The sequence below is a fragment of the Terrabacter sp. Ter38 genome (assembly GCF_024519435.1).
In the GTDB taxonomy this organism is placed as follows: domain Bacteria; phylum Actinomycetota; class Actinomycetes; order Actinomycetales; family Dermatophilaceae; genus Terrabacter.
In genome coordinates, this window is the sequence record NZ_JALJRZ010000005.1 from 80,497 (window position 1) to 99,272 (window position 18,776).

At 69.9% G+C, this 18,776-nt stretch carries 17 protein-coding genes and 1 tRNA gene; 10 read left to right on the top strand and 8 right to left on the bottom strand.

Features of this window, described 5'->3' with window-relative positions; genetic code table 11:
- Window positions 1-24: 24 nt before the first annotated feature.
- From NR112_RS12090 to NR112_RS12110, 5 genes are all read left to right on the top strand, one after another.
- Entirely contained in the window at window positions 25-1,386 is a 1,362-nt protein-coding gene (locus NR112_RS12090; protein WP_256794582.1) for an aspartate aminotransferase family protein, read from the top strand.
- 274 nt (window positions 1,387-1,660) lie between these two features.
- Window positions 1,661-1,960 (top strand): DUF3263 domain-containing protein, encoded by a 300-nt coding sequence (locus NR112_RS12095; RefSeq protein WP_020143394.1) that lies wholly within the window; start codon window positions 1,661-1,663, stop codon window positions 1,958-1,960.
- Between the two features lie 95 nt (window positions 1,961-2,055).
- Window positions 2,056-2,520 carry a GNAT family N-acetyltransferase gene (locus tag NR112_RS12100; protein WP_020143393.1) on the top strand — a complete coding sequence of 155 codons (465 nt, stop codon included), beginning with the start codon at window positions 2,056-2,058 and terminating at the stop codon, window positions 2,518-2,520.
- Entirely contained in the window at window positions 2,517-3,587 is a 1,071-nt protein-coding gene (locus NR112_RS12105) for a P1 family peptidase (protein WP_256794583.1), read from the top strand. The genes NR112_RS12100 and NR112_RS12105 overlap by 4 nt, the downstream gene beginning before the upstream one ends.
- Window positions 3,588-3,770: 183 nt before the next feature.
- On the top strand, window positions 3,771-4,790 hold the full coding sequence (locus NR112_RS12110; protein WP_256794584.1) for a type IV toxin-antitoxin system AbiEi family antitoxin domain-containing protein: 1,020 nt from the start codon (window positions 3,771-3,773) through the stop codon (window positions 4,788-4,790).
- Window positions 4,791-4,905: 115 nt separating this feature from the next.
- On the opposite strand, the gene NR112_RS12115 is transcribed toward NR112_RS12110, so the two are convergent.
- The gene (locus NR112_RS12115; protein ID WP_256794585.1) at window positions 4,906-5,799 is read right to left on the bottom strand and encodes an MBL fold metallo-hydrolase; all 894 of its coding nucleotides are present in this window, start codon (window positions 5,797-5,799) and stop codon (window positions 4,906-4,908) included.
- Window positions 5,800-5,903: 104 nt separating this feature from the next.
- Between NR112_RS12115 and NR112_RS12120 the strand changes: the two genes are divergently transcribed.
- The 3 genes from NR112_RS12120 to groL all read left to right on the top strand — a co-directional run bounded on the left by NR112_RS12120 (window position 5,904) and on the right by groL (window position 8,830).
- Window positions 5,904-6,452, top strand: coding sequence for a hypothetical protein (locus NR112_RS12120; protein ID WP_256794586.1), 549 nt, complete (start codon window positions 5,904-5,906; stop codon window positions 6,450-6,452).
- Between the two features lie 99 nt (window positions 6,453-6,551).
- Window positions 6,552-6,977 carry an HIT family protein gene (locus NR112_RS12125; protein WP_056771440.1) on the top strand — a complete coding sequence of 142 codons (426 nt, stop codon included), beginning with the start codon at window positions 6,552-6,554 and terminating at the stop codon, window positions 6,975-6,977.
- A 221-nt stretch (window positions 6,978-7,198) separates the two neighbouring features.
- Complete coding sequence (gene groL / locus NR112_RS12130; protein WP_256794587.1) at window positions 7,199-8,830, top strand: chaperonin GroEL; 1,632 nt, start codon at window positions 7,199-7,201, stop codon at window positions 8,828-8,830.
- 142 nt (window positions 8,831-8,972) lie between these two features.
- Here the strand turns inward: groL and NR112_RS12135 are convergent, their stop codons facing one another.
- Window positions 8,973-9,263: a WXG100 family type VII secretion target gene (locus NR112_RS12135; RefSeq protein WP_020143387.1), complete on the bottom strand. Its 291-nt coding sequence runs from the start codon at window positions 9,261-9,263 to the stop codon at window positions 8,973-8,975.
- Window positions 9,264-9,400: 137 nt separating this feature from the next.
- Here NR112_RS12135 and NR112_RS12140 point away from each other — a divergent pair, with 137 nt between their 5' ends.
- Window positions 9,401-10,189: a DUF4031 domain-containing protein gene (locus NR112_RS12140; RefSeq protein ID WP_256794588.1), complete on the top strand. Its 789-nt coding sequence runs from the start codon at window positions 9,401-9,403 to the stop codon at window positions 10,187-10,189.
- 85 nt (window positions 10,190-10,274) lie between these two features.
- On the opposite strand, the gene NR112_RS12145 is transcribed toward NR112_RS12140, so the two are convergent.
- On the bottom strand, window positions 10,275-10,769 hold the full coding sequence (locus tag NR112_RS12145; RefSeq protein ID WP_256794589.1) for a YajQ family cyclic di-GMP-binding protein: 495 nt from the start codon (window positions 10,767-10,769) through the stop codon (window positions 10,275-10,277).
- 136 nt (window positions 10,770-10,905) lie between these two features.
- Between NR112_RS12145 and NR112_RS12150 the strand changes: the two genes are divergently transcribed.
- A tRNA-Tyr gene (locus NR112_RS12150) sits at window positions 10,906-10,986 on the top strand.
- Between the two features lie 505 nt (window positions 10,987-11,491).
- Here the strand turns inward: NR112_RS12150 and NR112_RS12155 are convergent.
- The 5 genes from NR112_RS12155 to NR112_RS12175 form a co-directional block, all read right to left on the bottom strand.
- Window positions 11,492-11,977 carry a potassium channel family protein gene (locus NR112_RS12155; protein WP_256794779.1) on the bottom strand — a complete coding sequence of 162 codons (486 nt, stop codon included), beginning with the start codon at window positions 11,975-11,977 and terminating at the stop codon, window positions 11,492-11,494.
- 97 nt (window positions 11,978-12,074) lie between these two features.
- Window positions 12,075-13,550 carry a DUF2252 domain-containing protein gene (locus NR112_RS12160; RefSeq protein WP_256794590.1) on the bottom strand — a complete coding sequence of 492 codons (1,476 nt, stop codon included), beginning with the start codon at window positions 13,548-13,550 and terminating at the stop codon, window positions 12,075-12,077.
- A gap of 8 nt (window positions 13,551-13,558) precedes the next feature.
- Entirely contained in the window at window positions 13,559-15,292 is a 1,734-nt protein-coding gene (locus NR112_RS12165) for a SulP family inorganic anion transporter (RefSeq protein ID WP_256794591.1), read from the bottom strand.
- The gene (locus NR112_RS12170) at window positions 15,289-16,908 is read right to left on the bottom strand and encodes an MFS transporter (RefSeq protein WP_256794592.1); all 1,620 of its coding nucleotides are present in this window, start codon (window positions 16,906-16,908) and stop codon (window positions 15,289-15,291) included. Before NR112_RS12170 ends, NR112_RS12165 begins: the two co-directional genes overlap by 4 nt.
- 711 nt (window positions 16,909-17,619) lie before the next feature.
- Entirely contained in the window at window positions 17,620-18,723 is a 1,104-nt protein-coding gene (locus NR112_RS12175) for an ABC transporter substrate-binding protein (protein ID WP_256794593.1), read from the bottom strand.
- Window positions 18,724-18,776: the final 53 nt, after the last annotated feature.

Below are 18,776 nucleotides of genomic sequence, written 5' to 3' on the forward strand. Positions count from 1 at the left end.
GGCCGCAGGGCCTAGCATCTGTGCGTGCACAGCTTCGACAAGGATGCCGACCACGTCGCCGTCGACAAGGTCCTCAGCTACGCCCGCGACCGCCTGCTCATGGACCCGATCCCGCTCGACGGAGCGCAGCCGGAGGCCTACCTCCGGGCTGCCGCCGGCCAGACCATCACCGCCGGTGGGCTCGGCTCGACGCGGGCGATGGAGCTCTTCGAGCACACCCTGGCCCCGGCCTGCCTCTCGACCGACCACCCGCGCTACCTCTCCTTCATCCCGTGTGCCCCGACGCGCGAGGCAGCAGCCTTCGACGTCGTCGTCGGCGCCTCGTCGATCTACGGCGGGTCGTGGATGGAGGGCGCGGGCGCGGTCTACGCCGAGAACCAGGCGCTGCGCTGGATCAGCGACCTGGCGGGCCTGCCGGCCGAGGCCGGTGGCGTCTTCGTGCCGGGTGGCACGGTGGGCAACCTGTCGGCGCTCGTCGTGGCACGGCACACAGCCCGGGCGAAGGCCAAGGAAGCGGGCACGGGCGCGCGCCCCTACCGGATCGCCGCCACGGACAACGCCCACTCGTCCGTCGTCTCGATGGCGGCCGTCATGGATGCCGAGGTCTGCGGCGTGCACGTGGACGAGAAGCTGCGCCTCACCGGGGCCGAACTGCGAAAGACCTTGGAGGAGAACGGTCCCGAGACCTTCTTCGCCGTCGTCGCGACGAGCGGCACGACGAACTTCGGCGTCGTCGACGACCTCGAGTCCGTCGCCGAGGTGTGCCGCGAGTTCGGCCTGTGGCTGCACGTCGACGGTGCCTACGGGGGCGCCGGCCTCGCCGCACCATCGGTGCGCCACCTCTTCAACGGCATCGAGCACGCGGACTCGTTCATCGTCGACCCGCACAAGTGGCTCTTCGCGCCGTTCGACTGCTGCGCCCTCATCTACCGCGAGCCCGCGCTGGCGCGGGTCGCGCACACGCAGGAGGCGGGCTACCTCGACGTCATCACGAAGTCGGCCGAGTGGAACCCGACCGACTACTCCATCGGCCTGACGCGCCGCGCGCGTGGCCTGCCGCTCTGGTACTCCCTCGCCGTGCACGGCACCGACGCCTACGTCGACGCCATCGAGAGCACCCTCGAGGTGACCCGCTTCGCCGCCGACGAGATTGGGCGCCGCGACTACCTCGAGACAGTGCGCGAGCCCGACCTGTCGGTCGTCGTCTTCCGCCGCCTCGGCTGGGAGGCCGAGGACTACCAGGCGTGGACCGACCGGCTCCTCGCCCAGGAGTTCGCCTTCGTCGTTCCGACGACCTTCCGCGGTGAGACGCTGACGCGCTTCGCCATCGTCAACCCGCACACCACCAAGGAGGACGTCAACGCCATCCTCGACACGATGGCCTGACCCGGGTCGGGCGGGTCATCGGGTCATCGGGTCATGTCGTCTTCGTGGACGGACTCCGCACCGACACCGACGAGGGCACCGGTCGACGCGATGGGCCGTCACGGGTGGGGCGCACGAGGCTCGTGGGACGTATGTTCCCGGCGGTGCGACAGTCTGCCGACGACATGCCCCGCGCCACGCCTGACCTGAATGACACCCTTGTCATTTCGGTCTAGGGTGTGACCGGAGCCAACGCACGACGCGACACGCAGCACGACTGCAGCGAGACGGGGACATGAGCACAGAACACGCCACGGCGCAGCCGCAGCGCCACGAGTCCGAGGACGGCCTCAGCGCGCGCGACCTCGAGATCCTGGCGTTCGAACGCCAGTGGTGGAAGTACGCCGGCTCGAAGGAGCAGGCCATCAAGGAGCTCTTCGACATGAGCTCCACGCGCTACTACCAGGTGCTCAACGCGCTGCTCGACAGCCCGGAGGCCCTCGAGGCCGACCCGATGCTCATCAAGCGCCTGCGCCGGATGCGCGCGAGCCGCCAGCGGGCGCGCACGACCCGCCGCCTCGGCATCAACGTCTGACTGCTGCTGCCCGACGCGTCCCACCCGCTGGGCAGCGCGCCCCGGCCGGGCCGTCGTTGCGCGCCGCCACGGCGCGCGCGTGGTTCACTTCCCTCATGGCCGAGGTGACGATCCGCCGTGCGTCCGCCGACGACGCGCTCATCGTCGCCGCGCTCCACCTCCAGTTCGCCCGCGAGCTGGGGATGCCGTCCGAGACCGGCTACCTCGACCGTTTCGTCGACGCGTGGCTGGCCGAGCGGCCCGACCGCCCGACGTGGATCGCAGAGAGCCGGGGCGACCACGCCGGCATCCTCGAGACCCGGCGCATCCGCGCGCTGCCGTGGCCCGGGCGCAAGGACGTCTCGTGGCTGCACGTCGGCGGCCTCTTCGTCGCACCGGGCTGTCGTGACCGCGGCGTCGGCCGGGCCCTGACCGAGGCGATGATCGAGTGGTCGCGCACGACCGACGTCAAGTGGATCCGGCTCAACGCCCCCGACGACCGCGCGCAGGAGTTCTACGAGCGGCTCGGCTTCAGCTCGCCGGGACGCCTCATGGAGTTCGACCTCAGGGACCCGCAGTGAGCGGTGGCCCCTTCGTCGCGGCCCCCGGCCCGACGAACTCCCTCGTCGACGTCGCCGGTGTGCGCGTCGGCCACTGCACCCGTGACGAGCCCGGGTGGCTCACGGGTGTCACCGTCGTGCTCGCACCCGAGGGCGGTGCGGTAGCCGGGGTCGACGTGCGTGGCGGTGGCCCCGGCACGCGTGAGACCGACCTGCTCGACCCGCGCAACCTCGTCGACCGGATCAATGCGATCGTCCTCGGCGGCGGGTCCGCCCTCGGCCTCGCCGCCGCGGACGGGGTCGTGGACGCCCTGCTCGACGACGGGATCGGCTGGCCGATGGGCGAGCCCGGACACGTCGTGCCGATCGTGCCGTCCGCGATCCTCTTCGACCTCGGACGGGGCGGCACATGGGGCCACCGTCCGCGCGCGGAGGACGGGAGGGCGGCATACGCCACTGCGTCGGCCTCGGGCGTCGCCCAGGGCTCCGTCGGCGCCGGGACGGGCGCGAAGGCGGGCGGCTTCAAGGGAGGCATCGGCTCTGCGAGCGTCGTGCTCGAGTCCGGTGCGACCGTCGCGGCGCTCATCGCCGTCAACGCGGTGGGCTCAGCCGTAGACCCGGCCACCGGGCTGCCGTATGCCGTCGGCCTGGGTCTCGACGACGAGCTGGCCCACGTGGGTCGGCCGAGTGCGGCAGAGCTCGAGGAGTCCCGTGCCCACGCCGAGGCGCTGCCCGCCAATGCCGGCCGCCCGGGCCTCGCGACGACGATCGGGGTGATCGCGACGGACGCCACCCTGAGCAAGGCCCAGTGTCAGAAGATGTCCGGCATCGGTCACGACGGCTTCGCGCGGGCGCTCAAGCCGGTGCACACGCTCTTCGACGGCGACACCCTCTTCACGCTGGCGACGGGGGAGCGGCCCGCACCCGACCCGGTCGAGCAGACGCTGCTCATGGAGGCAGGCGCCGACTGCGTGGCGCGAGCGATCGTCCACGCGCTGCTCGCGGCGACGTCGGTCGACCGTTCGGCCGACGGCGGTGTCGCGCTGCGCTCCTGGTCCGACGCCTTCCCGTCCGCGATCGCGCGCTGACGCCCCCGACCGGCGGCCTGGCTGGCTGCCCCTGCTCAGGTCGTGGAGTTCTTCCGGCACCTGGCGCCGGAAGAGCTCCACGACGTGTCCGTCGGTGTCCACATCCCCCGCGGCGAGCCGGGGGTTGCCCACAACTGCGGCCCCTACCTCGTGGGTGGCCGGAGCCGCAGCGACCCTCGAGGAATGGATCTGACGAGTGCAGGCGACGTGCTTCGCGCGCAGGACGGAGTGATCTCGAGGACGCAGGCTCTCGAGTGCGGCCTCGACGACAACGACTTGGAGCGTCTGCTGCGCCGCCGGGAGCTCGCGCGGATCCATCCCGGTGTCTACGTCGACCACACCGGACACCCGACCTGGACGCAGCGGGCCTGGGCCGCCCTGCTCTTCCACTGGCCGGCTGCGCTCGCCGGGGCATCCGCGCTCCGAGCTCACGGCCTCAGGTCGGCTGCGGGCGAGGTGGCGGCAGCGTCCTGGCTCGACCGCGAGATGTCTCCCGGGCGGGTCGCCCTGGAACCCGTTCACGTGGTCGTCGACGCACGCCGGCGGGTCGCTCCGCCTGCGGGGGTGGTCGTGAGCCGTCGAAGCGACTTCGAGTGCCGGGTGCAGCTCCATCTCTCGCCGCCGCGCCTGCGGCTTGACGAGGCCCTGCTCGACGTCGCCTCCTCCTGTGCTGACGAGGCCACGGCCGTCGCCGTCCTGGGCGACGCCTGCCAGCAGCGGGTGACGACAGCGGCCCGACTGCACGACGCGCTGTCGGCGCGAGGTCGATCGCCTCGTCGGCGCCTGCTCCTTCCGATCCTCGACGACGTGGCCGCGGGCGCGATGTCGGTGTTCGAACGGCGTTACCTGCATGACGTCGAGCGGTCGCACGGCCTGCCGACCGCGAGGCGGCAGGTCAAGGTCGTCACGAGGCGGGGCGTGACGTACCGCGACGTGGAGTACCCCGACTTCGCCGTCGTCGTCGAGCTCGACGGGCGGTTCGTCCACACGGGACCGCGGCGCGAGTGGGCCGACCTCGAGCGTGATGTCGATGCCGTCGCCCGCGGCGAGTCCACGCTGCGGCTCGGGTGGCCCCACGTCCTCGAGCCCTGCCGGGCGAGCGTGCTCGTCGGACGGCTGCTCCGGTCCCGCGGCTGGGACGGCGATCCCAGCTCGTGCGGCCGCGACTGCCGTGCGGGCCCAGGTCGGCGGCGCGCGGCGTGACCTGGGTGTCGTGAGAGCGGGTTCGTGGAGTTCTTCCGGCACCAGGTGCCGGAAGAACTCCACGAACCGGTGACGGAAGGCTTCCGGCGCGGCGGGCGCCGGGGCGGGTGTCGCGTCAGGGGGTGGGTGGGGAGAGGTGGTCCCAGCCGCGGCGGATCGCGGAGGCCAGGTCGTCGAGCGGGTAGGGCAGGCGCGGGTCCGGTTCGTTCAGCGCCTCCGTGAGGGAGACGGCGCCGAGCCGGCGCTCGCGGATGACGCCGGCGACCGCAGCGATCTCGTCGCGCTGGCGGGCGACGAAGGCGCCGTCCACGGGGTGCCCGTGCCCGGGCACGACGATCGTGCGGTCCTCGGCCTGGACGAGGTGTGAGGTGAGGGTGTCGGCCCACTCGAGCGGCCAGCAGTCGTCACCGAACGACGGGTGGGCGCTCTCCTCGACGAGGTCGCCGAGGAACATCGCGTCGGTGTCGGGCACGAGCACGGCCACGTCTCCGTCGGTGTGGCCGCGGCCGGCATACGTCATCGTGACGACGCGGTCGCCGAGGTCGATGGTCGCGTTCGAGCCGAAGGTGCGGTCGGGCCCGCGGACCACGGTCGCCATGACCTCCACGGCGTCGCGCGCGGTGTAGCCGTACTCCGGGCCGTCCCCGGGGTCGGCTCGGAAGGCGGTCTTGATCCGCTCGGCATCGGCCTCGAGGGTGCGCCCGACGTTGTCATGGGCGTGGACGATGGCGGTGTCGAAGGCGGTGTTGCCGAAGGTGTGGTCGAAGTGCACATGCGTGTTGACGACGTGGCGGACCTCGATGTCACGGCCGAGGCGTCGCACGTCGTCGAGGACCTGGCTGCCCTGGACGCCGCTCGCCCGCGTGTCGATGACGACGGCGCCGTGGCGGCCGAGGACGAGGCCGACGTTGACGTCCCACTGCCGGTAGCGCGCGACGAAGACCCGGTCGGCGACCTCGACGAAGCCGCTCGTCGTCGCGGGGCGGTCCCCGGCCGGCGGCGCGCTCACCCGGCGCACCTCGGTGTGACCCACGTCTCCCCGAGCATGGGACCACCGTAGCGGCCACCCTCTGGGGAGGCGTCTGCCGCCCGATTCCTCTACGTTCGTTGACCATGTCGACCGAGAACCACACCTCCACTCCCGGCTCGAAGTCCCGACGCAAGGTCCTCATCGCCGCGGTCCTCGCGGCCATCGCCCTGGTCTCGACCGGCGCCGTCGCCTACTGGTCGGGCGACAGCTGGAGCGACGAGGCGACGTCCTCCGGCGGCTTCCCCGGACTGCCCGGCGGTGACTGGACGAGCACGACCTCCGACGACGCCTGGGGCTCGGTCGACACCTCCGCTGCCGCGACCGGCACGGCCACCGCCGCGACCGGGACCACCCGCCCGGCAGCCACGCGGGTTCCGGCGACGGCGGTCGTCCAGCCGGCCTCCGACCCGACCTCGTCGGTGCGGACCACCTCGGCACCCGCCCCGTCCTCGAGCCAGGCCACGACGCCGCCCGCGCCGAGCTCGACCGTGGCCCCGAGCCCGTCGTCGACTCACACGAAGGGCCGCCCGAGCCCCAAGCCGAAGCCGACCTCGACGAAGAAGCCCACCCCGACGCCGACCCCCTCGCCGACGTCGAGCGACGGCGGCTGCTTCCTGCTCATCATCTGCTGACCGTCCTCGAGCCTGGCGCAACACCGGGGCGACACCGGGGCGACACCGGGGCGACACCGGCGCGATCCCGGGGCGACCCCGACGTGGGAGCCTGTCGCCATGGACTGCGTCTTCTGCTCGATCGTGGCGGGGGAGGTGCCGGCCGACGTCGTGCTCGACGAGCCGGACCTCGTCGCCTTCCTCGACCGCCGCCCGGTCTTCAAGGGTCACGTCCTGCTCGTCCCGCGCCGACACGTCGACACCCTGCTCGACCTGCCGGCCGAGCTGCACGCCACGGTGCTCGGGGCCACCCAGCGCCTCGCCGCGGCCGTCGTCGGTGCGCTCGGCGCGCAGGGCACCTTCGTGGCGATGAACAACGTCGTGAGCCAGTCCGTGCCGCACCTGCACGTGCACGTCGTCCCGCGTACCAAGGGCGACGGCCTCCGCGGCTTCTTCTGGCCGCGGACGACCTACGCCTCGGAGCAGGAGTCCGCCGAGCACGCCGCCCGGATCGCCGCCGCGCTGGCACCGGCCGTGGACGCCTGACCCGCGCGGACGGCATACGCCCTCACCCGGGGGGCCAGACGTTTGCACTCTCACCCCGAGAGTGCCAATAATGGCGTTAGCACTCTCCCTAGGGGAGTGACAGAAATGGGCCGTATGCCGAGGGGCTGGGTTCGCAGCTACATGAAGCTGGGGAGACCGGTCCCGTCCGTCGCGGGCGTCATGCGGGCCACCACCAACGATTCGCGTGGAGGACCACCCGAATGGCCAAGACCATTGCGTTTGACGAAGAGGCGCGTCGCGGGCTCGAGCGAGGAATGAACATCCTCGCCGACGCCGTCCGCGTGACCCTCGGCCCCAAGGGCCGCAACGTCGTCCTGGAGAAGAAGTGGGGCGCCCCCACGATCACCAACGACGGCGTCTCGATCGCCAAGGAGATCGAGCTCGACGACCCGTACGAGAAGATCGGCGCGGAGCTCGTCAAGGAAGTTGCCAAGAAGACCGACGACGTCGCCGGTGACGGCACGACGACGGCGACCGTGCTCGCCCAGGCGATGGTGAAGGAAGGCCTGCGCAACGTGGCCGCCGGCGCCAACCCGATGGCGCTCAAGCGGGGCATCGAGAAGGCCGTCGAGGCCGTCACCGCCCGCCTGCTCGAGCAGGCCAAGGAGATCGAGACCAAGGAGCAGATCGCCTCGACCGCCAGCATCTCGGCGGCCGACGAGGAGATCGGTGCTCTCATCGCCGAGGCGATGGACAAGGTCGGCAAGGAAGGTGTCATCACCGTCGAGGACTCCAACACCATGGGCCTCGAGCTGGAGATGACGGAGGGTATGCGGTTCGACAAGGGCTACATCTCCGCCTACTTCGTCACCGACACCGAGCGCATGGAGGCCGTCCTCGACGACGCCTACGTGCTCGTCGCGAACTCCAAGATCGGCAACATCAAGGACCTCATCCCGCTCCTCGAGAAGGTCATGCAGTCGGGCAAGCCGCTGCTGATCATCGCCGAGGACATCGAGGGTGAGGCGCTCGCGACGCTCGTCGTGAACAAGATCAAGGGCACGTTCAAGTCGGTCGCCGTCAAGGCTCCCGGCTTCGGCGACCGCCGCAAGGCCATGCTCACCGACATCGCCATCCTCACCGGTGGCCAGGTCATCTCCGAGGAGGTCGGTCTCAAGCTCGAGAACGCCACCCTCGACCTGCTCGGCAAGGCTCGCAAGGTCGTCGTCACCAAGGACGAGACGACCATCGTCGAGGACGCCGAGGACCGCTCGCAGATCGAGGGCCGGATCGCCCAGATCAAGGCCGAGATCGAGAAGTCGGACTCCGACTACGACCGCGAGAAGCTCCAGGAGCGCCTCGCCAAGCTCGCCGGCGGCGTCGCCGTCATCAAGGCGGGCGCGGCCACCGAGGTCGAGCTCAAGGAGCGCAAGCACCGCATCGAGGACGCCGTCCGCAACGCGAAGGCTGCCGTCGAGGAGGGCATCGTCGCCGGTGGTGGCGTGGCCCTCATCCAGGCCGCCAAGGCGCTCGACGAGCTGTCGCTCGAGGGTGACGAGGCGACCGGTGCCAACATCGTGCGCGTCGCGACCGAGGCCCCGCTCAAGCAGATCGCGATCAACGCCGGTCTCGAGGGTGGCGTCGTCGCGGAGAAGGTGCGCGGTCTCGAGGCCGGTCACGGTCTCAACGCCGCGACGGGTGAGTACGGCGACCTGCTGGCCGCCGGCATCATCGACCCGGTCAAGGTGACGCGCTCGGCGCTGCAGAACGCAGCCTCGATCGCGGCCCTCTTCCTCACGACCGAGGCCGTCATCGCCGACAAGCCCGAGAAGCACGCGCCGGCGATGCCCGGTGGCGACGACATGGGCGGCATGGGCGGCATGGGCTTCTGAGCCATGTCGTCTGAGCAGTACCGCAGCACGTCCGAAGGGCGGCTCCTCCTCACGGGGGAGTCGCCCTTCTCCCTTTGCCTTTCGCCGTCCGCGGCACGACGCCCTGCGGCGCCGCGAGGGCGGGCGCCGCTTCCGGGAAAGGTCAGCGCGCGAAGAGGGCGCGGGTCGCGTTCTCGTGCTCGGCGTAGGCCGAGGACGCCTTGAGGGTGAGGCGGCCGACGTCGGCCAGGGCCTCGGTCATCTGGGCCTGGATGCGCTGGTAGTCGTGCATGACGCGCTCGAACTCGACCTTGGCCGGGCCCTGCCAGTCCGCGCCCATGCCGGCGAGGCGCCCGCGCAGCTCGGCGGTGCTCGACGTGATGGTGTCGGCGAGCCGGTGGATGTCGCCGGCCGCTGCGGCGATGCGTTCGGTGTCAACGACGGAACGGGACATGGGTGCTCTCCTCGATCGTGGGCCGACCGGACGGTGGCCGCGTTCGTCCGAGGCTAGGTCGGACGAGGGAGCGGGAGCCGGGGTCGTCCACAGGGCGCCGACGGCACGCGTCGGCGCCCTGGCCTAGGCTTCGAGGCATGACCGTGTGGATCGACCAGCCGATCTGGCCCGCCCACGGTCGGCTCTTCGCCCACCTCGTCAGCGACGTCTCCTACGACGAGCTGCACGAGGTCGCGCGGGCAGCGCAGCTGCACCCGCGCTCGTTCGACGGCGACCACTACGACGTACCGCAGGGGCGCTGGCAGGACGCCGTGGACGCGGGCGCGACGCCGACGACCGGGGTCGACCTCGCGCGCCGGCTCAACGCGTCCGGGCTGCGGCTCCGCAAGCGCAAACGCGACCGGGGGGTGCGTCGCATCCTCGACGTGTCCTTCCCCAACGGGCCGAGCGACGTCGACCTCGTGGCCTCCGACGACCCACTCGACCCCGCCCGGGTGCTCGCGGCGATGGTCTTCGTCCGCGACCGGCGGGGAGACTTCGTCGTCGTGCACAGCGTCCGCCGCGACCAGTGGGGCTCGCCGGGCGGCTGGCGCGAGGGCGACGAGACGCCGGTCGAGAACGCCGTCCGGGAGACCTTCGAGGAGACCGGCCTGAGGTTGCGGCACCCGGACGTGCTCCCTTGCGGCTACGAGCGGTTCACGCCGAAGACCGATGACAACGTCTTCGGCCGCGACAAGCCGTTCCTCCAGGTCTTCCGCACCCGGCTCGACGACGTGCGGCCCGAGCTCACCGACGGCGACGACGGCATCCACGAGACCCGCTGGGTCACGCCGCAGGATTACGCCCAGCTGTGCGGCCACCTTTTCTGGTGGCCTCTCGCGGTCGAGGTCTTCCCCGACCTGCGCGATCTCGCCCGGCCGCTCTGAGACGCACGTATGCCGCCCACCGAGGTGGACGGCATACGTGCTCTGTCGTGGTGGGTTCGCTTGTGACCCAAGCGAACCGAGGGAGTCAGCGCTGGTTCGTGAAGTTGAGGGCGACGTCGAGGTCGGCCTCGCGAAGCATCCGCTGGACGGCTTGGAGGTCGTCGCGGGACTTGCTCGAGACGCGCAGCTCGTCGCCCTGGATCTGGCTCTTGACGCCCTTGGGCCCCTCGTCGCGGATCAGCTTGTTGATCTTCTTCGCGTTCTCCTGGGAGATGCCTTCCTTGAGGGGCGCGTCGAGGTGGTACTCCTTGCCGGAGAGGCGCGGGCCTGCCTCGGGGACGTCGAGATGCTTGAGGCTGACCTTGCGCTTGACCAGGTGCGTCTGCACGACGTCGAGCACCGCGAGGCAGCGCTCCTCGGTGTTCGCCTTCATCTTGATGACCTCGCCGGCGAGGTCGACGGAGGCGCCGACGTTCTTGAAGTCGTAGCGCGTCGCGATCTCCTTGCTCGCGCTGTTGACCGCGTTCGCGATCTCCTGCTTGTCGAACTTGCTGACGATGTCGAACGAGGAGTCGGCCATCGGTGGGGTCCTTCCGGATGCTGTTGTCTGGTCTGTTGGGCGAGTGCGCGAAGGCGGTGCGGCCACGACGAAGAGGTCGCTGCGGCCCCGATTTCGGACCGCGCCCGATCTCTTGCTATCCTTCCAGACGCACCAAGGCAGGTTGTCCGAGCGGCCAATGGAAACGGACTGTAAATCCGTCGCGAGAGCTACGAAGGTTCGAATCCTTCACCTGCCACCCAGTGCTCGGAAGGGCCTCTGACCAGCGGAAACGCGGGTCGGAGGCCCTTCTGCCGTCCTACGGGCATGTCCGACTGTCGGTGGCCGCGAACGGCTATTTACGGACCTGTGGGAAAACGTGGGGAAATCTGACGGGGGCCCACGCAGGGTGGCTGCGTGAGAAGCTGCGGCACCGCTGAGCGCGGACTCGACTCGTCGTCGGGCGGCCTCGTCCTGGCCCCACGATGCAGGACGCGTAGACGCGCAGGAGTACGTCCACGCTGTGTCCCGCCCACTCCGCCACCTGGCTGGCGGACATCCATCTCGAAGATCGACGCCACCGAGTCCATGGCGTTGGCATAGGACGACACCGGCGAGCGTGTCCGTGCACACGCGGTTTCTGCGGAGACTCGTTGCGGGGTGGCTCGCAACAATCGCGCTGATCGTCGTGTTCGCGCCGTTGTGCTTGTCAGTCGACCCGGCACATGGGGACTGGGTCGGAGTCGTCCGCCGTGATCGGGCGGTCAGCTCTCGTGGCCCTCTCTCCGTCGCTTCATCCCGAGCTGCGTTGCTCCTGTGATGACCCGGGCCACGAGGCCGAGGAAGACGAGACCGAGCAGCATCTGCAGCGTTGCCACGAGTCGCGCCGTCTGCGACACGGGGGAGATGTCGCCGTAACCGACGGTCGCGAACGTCGTCACGGTGTAGTAGAGGGCGTCAAGTCGTGTCATCGGCTGGGTGTAGCTGTCTGGATCGATGTTGTCGATGACGTAGTGCGAGCTGGCGAACACGATGAGGAACAACGGACCCGTCGTCGCGAGGGCTTCCACCGTCCGGAGCAGGGGAAACGGCGAACGAACGATTCCGCGGGTCTGGAAGGCGAGCACCACGACGACGATGACCAACCCGGAGACGAAGGTCGCGACCGACCGCGCCTCCGACGCCCCCGTGAGCGGAATGCGGAAGTACACGACGACGGCCACGACCAGCGACAGCACGACCCGGAGCATCGCCACGACGACCACTCGACGCGGGGGAGAGACCAGGACGTCCGCCACCCTTGGTGCGGGCTCTTCGGCGTGCTGCGGCGGTGGTCCGACCATCAGCTCAGACCCCTGCGCGCGCTTCGACGCGGCCCGAGCTGATGGCGTCGAGAAAGGCCTCGTAGTCGTGGTCGTTCTGGTCGGCGTACCGTTCCGCGAACTCGGCGACCGCCTTGTCGAACCGCCGCTTGCTGCCGAGGTAGGCCGCGATGGCGATGGGGTCCCCGGTCCGCGCGTGGGCGCGGGCCAGCGTCCAGCCGCAGATCTGGGCGTAGAAGGTCATGCCGGCCGGGACCATCGCCTCGACGACCGCAGCCCCCTTCATGTCCCTGAGCTGGCGCCAGTAGTAGTGCCGGTCCGTCTCGATGCCCGCGGACCAGCCGAGGAAGATGTCCGACGCCGACTGGAGCAGGTGCTGGCCCTCGACCACGCGCTGTCCGGAGTCGACGTACGCGCTTGCAGGCAGGTGCGCCTCGAGGACGGACCGGGTGGCTTCCTTCACCTGGAGGAACAAGGGGTCCTTCTCGTCGCGACCCTCCAGGAGCGCCACGAAGGCTCGGGTTCCGACGGAGCCGACGCCGACGACCTTGCGGGCAACGTCGACGATCGTGTAGCGGTCCAGCAGGCGCCGCCGACTGTCGCTGAGCGTCAGCCTGTAGCGCGCGAAGAACTGCCTGATGACGTCGTCGATGTCGGCGGCGTCGAGCTCGTAGTACTGGTCGAGCTCGCGGCGCGGGATGAGCACGGGTGGTTGGCTGACAATGCGCTGCTTCCCGTCGACGACCTCGGTGAGCTTGGCCAGGGCCTGCAGGTTGGTCCGGCGGTGTGCCTTCCGCAGGAGGGCCTCGCCTGCCTTGATCGACGCGCCCGCGTGTTCGGCCGAGGGGTGCTGGTGGCTCTTGGTGTCCTTGGTGTCCTTGTCCAGGGCCACCAGGCTCCGGCGGGCCCGCTTCATCCCCTTGCGCAGCTCGGCCTCGGACAGGCGGGCATACCAGACGTCCAGCGTGTCCTGCTGGGCGAACTCCGCCATCGCCTCCCGGTAGGACCTAGCCACGGTCAGGCAGATCTCGCGGACGTCCGAGGGCTCGAACAGGTTGTGGCGCGCCGCGATGACGAAGCTGGCGGCCAATCGCCAGACGTCGAACTCGAACGGGCCGGGCAACGTCTCGTCGAAGTCGTTCAGGTCGAAGAGCAGTTGCCGTTCCGGCGATGCGTAGACCCCGAAGTTCGACAGGTGGGCATCGCCACACAGCTGCACATCGAGCCTTGCGGTGCGCCTGGTGGCCAGGTCAGCGGCCATGATCGCGGCCGAGCCGCGATAGAAGGTGAACGCGGAGACCATCATCCGGCCGTGCCGGACCGGAACGAGGTCCGGCTCTCGTGTGGCGTTCTGGGCCTCGAGCAAGCCCACCGGGTCTGGGCGCCCCGGTGGTGGTTGCCAGCCAGCCTGCGCCTCGAGCGGCGCGCGGTCCCGCGCCTGCCTGCCGAGGGCCCGTCGCTCGGCAGCGCTCAGGTGCGATGGGGTCCCGGAAACGGTCATGATGACTCCTACGTCTCGGCTGGTCGAGTGCCGGGGCCGAGCTTCGGCGACGACGAGCGGAACGCAACGACGGCGTCCGCGACGGTCGGGTAGATGTGGTCGGCGGAGAGCATCTGCAGGACGCCGAGCTTCTCGAGGGTCGCGCGCAGGTCCGGGTCGAGGGCGGCCAGAGCCAGCGTCGCTCCTCGGTTGTCGACGAAGGTCACGAGCTGGTGTAGCGCCGCCCCTGCCGAGTAGTCGATGTCAGGGATCGACGAACAGTCGAGCACCAGCCACCGCACCGGGTCTGGCGTCGAGGTGATGAGCTGCTGGACCCCGTCGGAGAACTGGTTCGCGTTGGCGTAGAAGAGGTCAGCGTCGTAGCGGAAGACGAGCAGCCCCGGTGCGCTCTGCATGCCCTGCTGCGCTCGGGCGTAGGTCGGCTCGCCTTCGGCGTCGATGCCCATCACGAACCGGTGTGGCCGGTACTGGCGCCGCACCATCTCCACGATGGAGAGGACCACGGCCAGGACGATGCCCTGCTCCACGCCCACGGCGAAGACGACGACCGCGGTGAGGACCGCGATGTAGAACTCGCTGGGCCGGGCCAGCCAGACCCGGCGCAGCCCGGCGATGTCGATGAGGTCGACGCCGATGAGGAACACGATCGCCCCGAGCACCGGCTTGGGCAGGTTGGTCAGCGCGCTGGTGAAGAACAGCACGATGACGAGCACCACCAGTGCCATGGTGGCGTTGGCCAGCTGGGTCTTGCCCTTCTGCTCATCGAGGATCTGTGTCTTGGTGGGGCTGCCGTTGACCACGAACGTGCCGCTCAGGCCCGCTGCGAGGTTGGCCCCGCTCAGGCCGACGATGTCTCGGTTGATGTCGACCCGCTGACCGTGTCGGGTGGCGAAGCTGCGCGAGGTCGCGGCGCTCTGGGCGATGATGAGGACGAAGCACGAGAAGGCCACGCCCAGCAGCTGCGGCACATCGGACCAGCCGATTCCCTCGGGCAGTCCGACCGGCGGGAACCCGCCCTGCATCGGCCCGACGATCGCCACCCCGTGTGACGAGACCTGCAGGGTGGAGGCCAGGATGATCGACAGGACCACCGCGACGATCGCCCCCGGGACCTTCGGCACGAAGCGCTTGAAGCCGACGATGATGGCGAGGGTCCCCACGGCGAAGGCCAGGGTGGGCAGGCTGGTGTCGCCCAGACGGGTCAGCATCGACCACTGCTGCTCGAACCAGTTGCCCTTTCCCTTGGGGATCCCGAGCATGTCGGGCAGCTGGCCGGTGAAGACCTGGATGCCCACGCCGGTGAGGAAGCCGATGAGCACCGAGGCGGACAGGAAGTCACCGAGGAACCCCAGCCGCAGGAGTCGGGCGAGCAGCAGCAGGACGCCGCACATGAGCGCGGTCAACGAGGCCAGGGCGAGCCACTGCGGCGAGTTCGGCGTGAGCCCGGCGATCCCGAGGGCGGCGAGGCCGCCGGCCAGGATCGCTGCGGTGGCGGAGTCGGCGCCGACGACGAGCAGCCGGGACGAGCCCAGCAGCGCGAAGACGAGTGCCGGGAAGAGAACCGTGTAGAGACCGGTGATCACCGGCACCTGGGCGATCGAGGTGTAGCCCATGGTCTCGGGGATGGCCACCGCCGCGAGGGTCAGCCCGGCGACGATGTCCGCCCTCAGCCACGATCGTCGGTAGCCGCGCAGCGACTCGGGGGCCAGCCGGGACGCCTTGTCGGGCCGATCCGTACTCATGTGCGGCTTCCCGCCCTGGACGGCCGGGCATCCTCTGCGCGATACCGGGCCAGCAGCTCCAGCTCTCCCTGATGCTTCGGGAACAGGACGAACACGATGACGGCACCCACGAGGATCGCGATGATGCCGGCCGTGTAGGCCCAGTCGGCGCCCGACAGGAACGACTCCCGGGCGCCGGCGATGATCTGTGCCGAGTACTGCGGATACTGCTCGGCCACCGCGTCGGCGCCGGCGAACGACTTCGTCAGCTCGCTCTGCACGCTGCTGGTGATCTCGTCGCCGTTCGAGGCGGCGGCGACGCTCGCACTGACGGCGGCGGCATACCCAGCGGTGAGCAGTGCCCCGAAGATCGACTGCATGATCGCACCGCCGAGGTCACGCTGCAGGTCGGCGGTGCCGGAAGCCATGCCGGCCCGCTGCACCGGGACGGAGCCGGTGAGCGAGTGCGACGCCGGCGTGCCGGCGAACCCGACGCCGATGCCGATGAAGGCGTAGGCGAGCGCGATCTGCCAGTAGGGGCTGCCTTCGGACCAGAAGACGAGCATCCAGGCGAACGCGAGGAACAGGAACACGTAGCCAGCCAGCAGCGTGAACCGGGATCCGTGCGACTCGATGAGCTTCGCGGAGCGCGGCGCGACCAGGACCATGAGGACCACCGCTGGCAGGAAGGCCGCACCGGCCTCGAAGGTGGAGTAGCCGAGGACGTTCTGGAGGTACTGCTGGCTGACGAAGGCGGATGCCATCAGCGAGCCGAAGACGACGATCCCCGCGCACGCCGCCACCCAGAAGACGCGGCGCCCAGCGATGTGGAGGTCATAGAGCGGCACCGAGGCCCGTCGCTGTCGCACGCCGAACGCGACGAGCGCGGCGGCCGCGACGACCGCGAGGCCGAGTGCCACCGTCCTCTTGCCGGAGACGGGAGCGAAGTTGATCGCGAGGATCAGCGCGCCGACGAGGATGACGGACAGCACTCCACCGAGGTTGTCCACCGGATCGGCGGTCTCGTTGACGTGGGCCGGCACGTGCATCACCGCCATGACGAGTGCGACGGCGGCCAGCGGAAGCGTGACGAGGAAGACCGACCCCCACCAGAAGCGCTCGAGCAGGAAGCCTGCGACCAGCGGTCCCAGAGCGGCGACGCCGCCACCGATCGCAGACCACAGGGCGATCGATCGGGTGCGGGCGGGGCCGGCCCACAGTGCGGTGATCAGCGCGAGGGTGGTGGGGTAGGCCATGCCTGCCGACACGCCGCCGAGCACCCGCGCCAGGAACAGCACGACGTCGGAGGGGGCGTAGGCGGCCAGCAGGCAGGCCGGTACGGACAGCGCCATGCCGAGGACGAGCAGCAGCTTGCGGCCGTAGCGGTCGCCGATCGCTCCGAGGTAGAGCACGGATCCGGCGAGCCCGAGGGAGTACCCGACTGCGATGAGGTCGAGCGTCGTCTGGGAGGAGCTGAAGGCGCGGCCGATCGACGGCAGCGCGACATTGGCGACCGACAGGTTGAGGTTCGCGACCCCTGCGACCGTGATGAGGGCGAGCAGGACGAGCCCGGCGCGCGTCGGCTGGGTCGATGCCTCCGCGCCGGTCGCGCCGACGGGCGGTGGACCCTCAGCCATGGTGTCCGCCACTCCTGACGGGCGACATCCCGGGCAATCGCGCCCGCACACGTGTCATCGTCAACCCCTCACACTCGAGAGCACCGGTCACCATGGTCGGCCCCTCGGGGTGGGCGCGCATCACCCTGATGGGGTGGCTCTACAGCTCGCCCGTAGCCGTCTCCGCGCCCGAGGCGGTTGTGGCAGCAGACGGAATCACGGCGGTTGGCCGCACGGCGGCGAGACCTTGCGTCGGTGACCCGAGACCGACCGGCTGGTCTGAATTGCGAGCCGAGGGACCCACCGTGAGGACTTGAGCCGCCGCACTGCACGTGAAGTGCTCGATGACCACCTGAACCTGGCCAACGACTGGGTGGACAAGCCCTCGAGCGTCCTTGATGAGGACCTTCAGCGCACTGTCGCCGAGGACGTCGTCGTCCTCATCGACCGGGGCACGTTTCGGGGCTATGACGGGGTAAAACAGCTCGCGCAGATGCTCTCCGAGGAACGTCCAGAGCACGAGGCGTTTGACTACACATATATCGCCGTCGACGGACGAAATGACGGGTTGGGTGGACCTGGGCCCGCGATTGACATGCACCGCAAGCGATCCATGCTCGCGCACGCGGGTCTCAGGTCCCTGCGACGTTCCCAGGCGGGGCGGGGTGGGGGACCGGTCGACCGCGTCCCTTGGGGGACGCGGTCGACTGTCACGTGGCCAGGAGTGCAAGGTCAGTATTTGAAGGCGCGCTTCCACACCGCCGAGTCGGCCACCTGCTTGTCGACGTCGGCGAGCGACATCCGCCATACCTTGTCCGACGTCACGTCCGGCAGCTCACGGCCGAGCGCTACCGGGGCAGCAACATCGGGGCGCACGGCGTAGTCGCCGAGCTGGGCGAAGAGGCTCTGACCGCGCTTGGAGAAGTTGTAGTTCATGAAGATCTTGGCGGCCTCGACGTTCTTGGCCGCCTTCGTCTTGCCGAGGTAGTAGTCGAAGGTCACGAAGCCCTCTGCCGGCACGACGTAGTTGACCGGCGCCTTGTCCTTGGTCGCGGCGACGTTGACCGACGCCGAGCCGGTGGTCGCGATGGCGATCTCGCCGCGCGCGAGAGCCGTCGCCTTCTGCCCGGCGCCGTCGTAGACCACCGGCTTGAGGGCGGCGAGCTTGTCCCAGTAACCGGGGGTCAGTTTTGTGGCCACGAACCGGTTGAGCGCGACGTTCGACCCGCCGGAGAGGCCTTGGGAGATGCCGATCTTGCCCGCCCACTTCGGGTCGAGAAGGTCGGCCCAAGACTTCGGCGCGTCGGCCTCGGAGACCACCTGGGTGTTGTAGCCGAACGTCTGCACGACGGCGGCGACGCGCGAGAACTTGCCGCCCTCGATGACGACGTCCTTGAGCGTGCTGGTCCCGGGAACCACGTAGGGGTCCCACACGCCTGCCTTGGCGAAGCCATCCACGATGTCGTAGTCGGAGGTTCGGATGACATCCGCGCCGAGCTTGCCGGCGCCTTGCTCGGACAGGACTCGCTCCGACAGGCGGGCGGGCACGAGACGCATGAGGTCGACCTTGATCCCGGTGTCCTTGGTGAACGCCGCGATGAACTCCTTCTCGTTGGACTCCTGGTAACCGGAGTAGAGGCTGAGCGTCTGGGTCTTGGCCGTGTCGTAGGTGGCCCGATCGGCGATCGACTCACCGTCGATCACGAGCCCGGCCGCGGTGTTGACTGTGGCATTGCTCTTGATGACGCTGCCGGCGGAGGACGTCCCCCCGCACGCGGCGAGGGTGCCGACGAGCAGCAGGGTCATCGCGGGGATTGCTGCCGTGCGCTTGTTCATGGTCGTGGAACCTTTCCTGGGCATGGATGCAGGGAGCATGCGTCGAGAGGCGC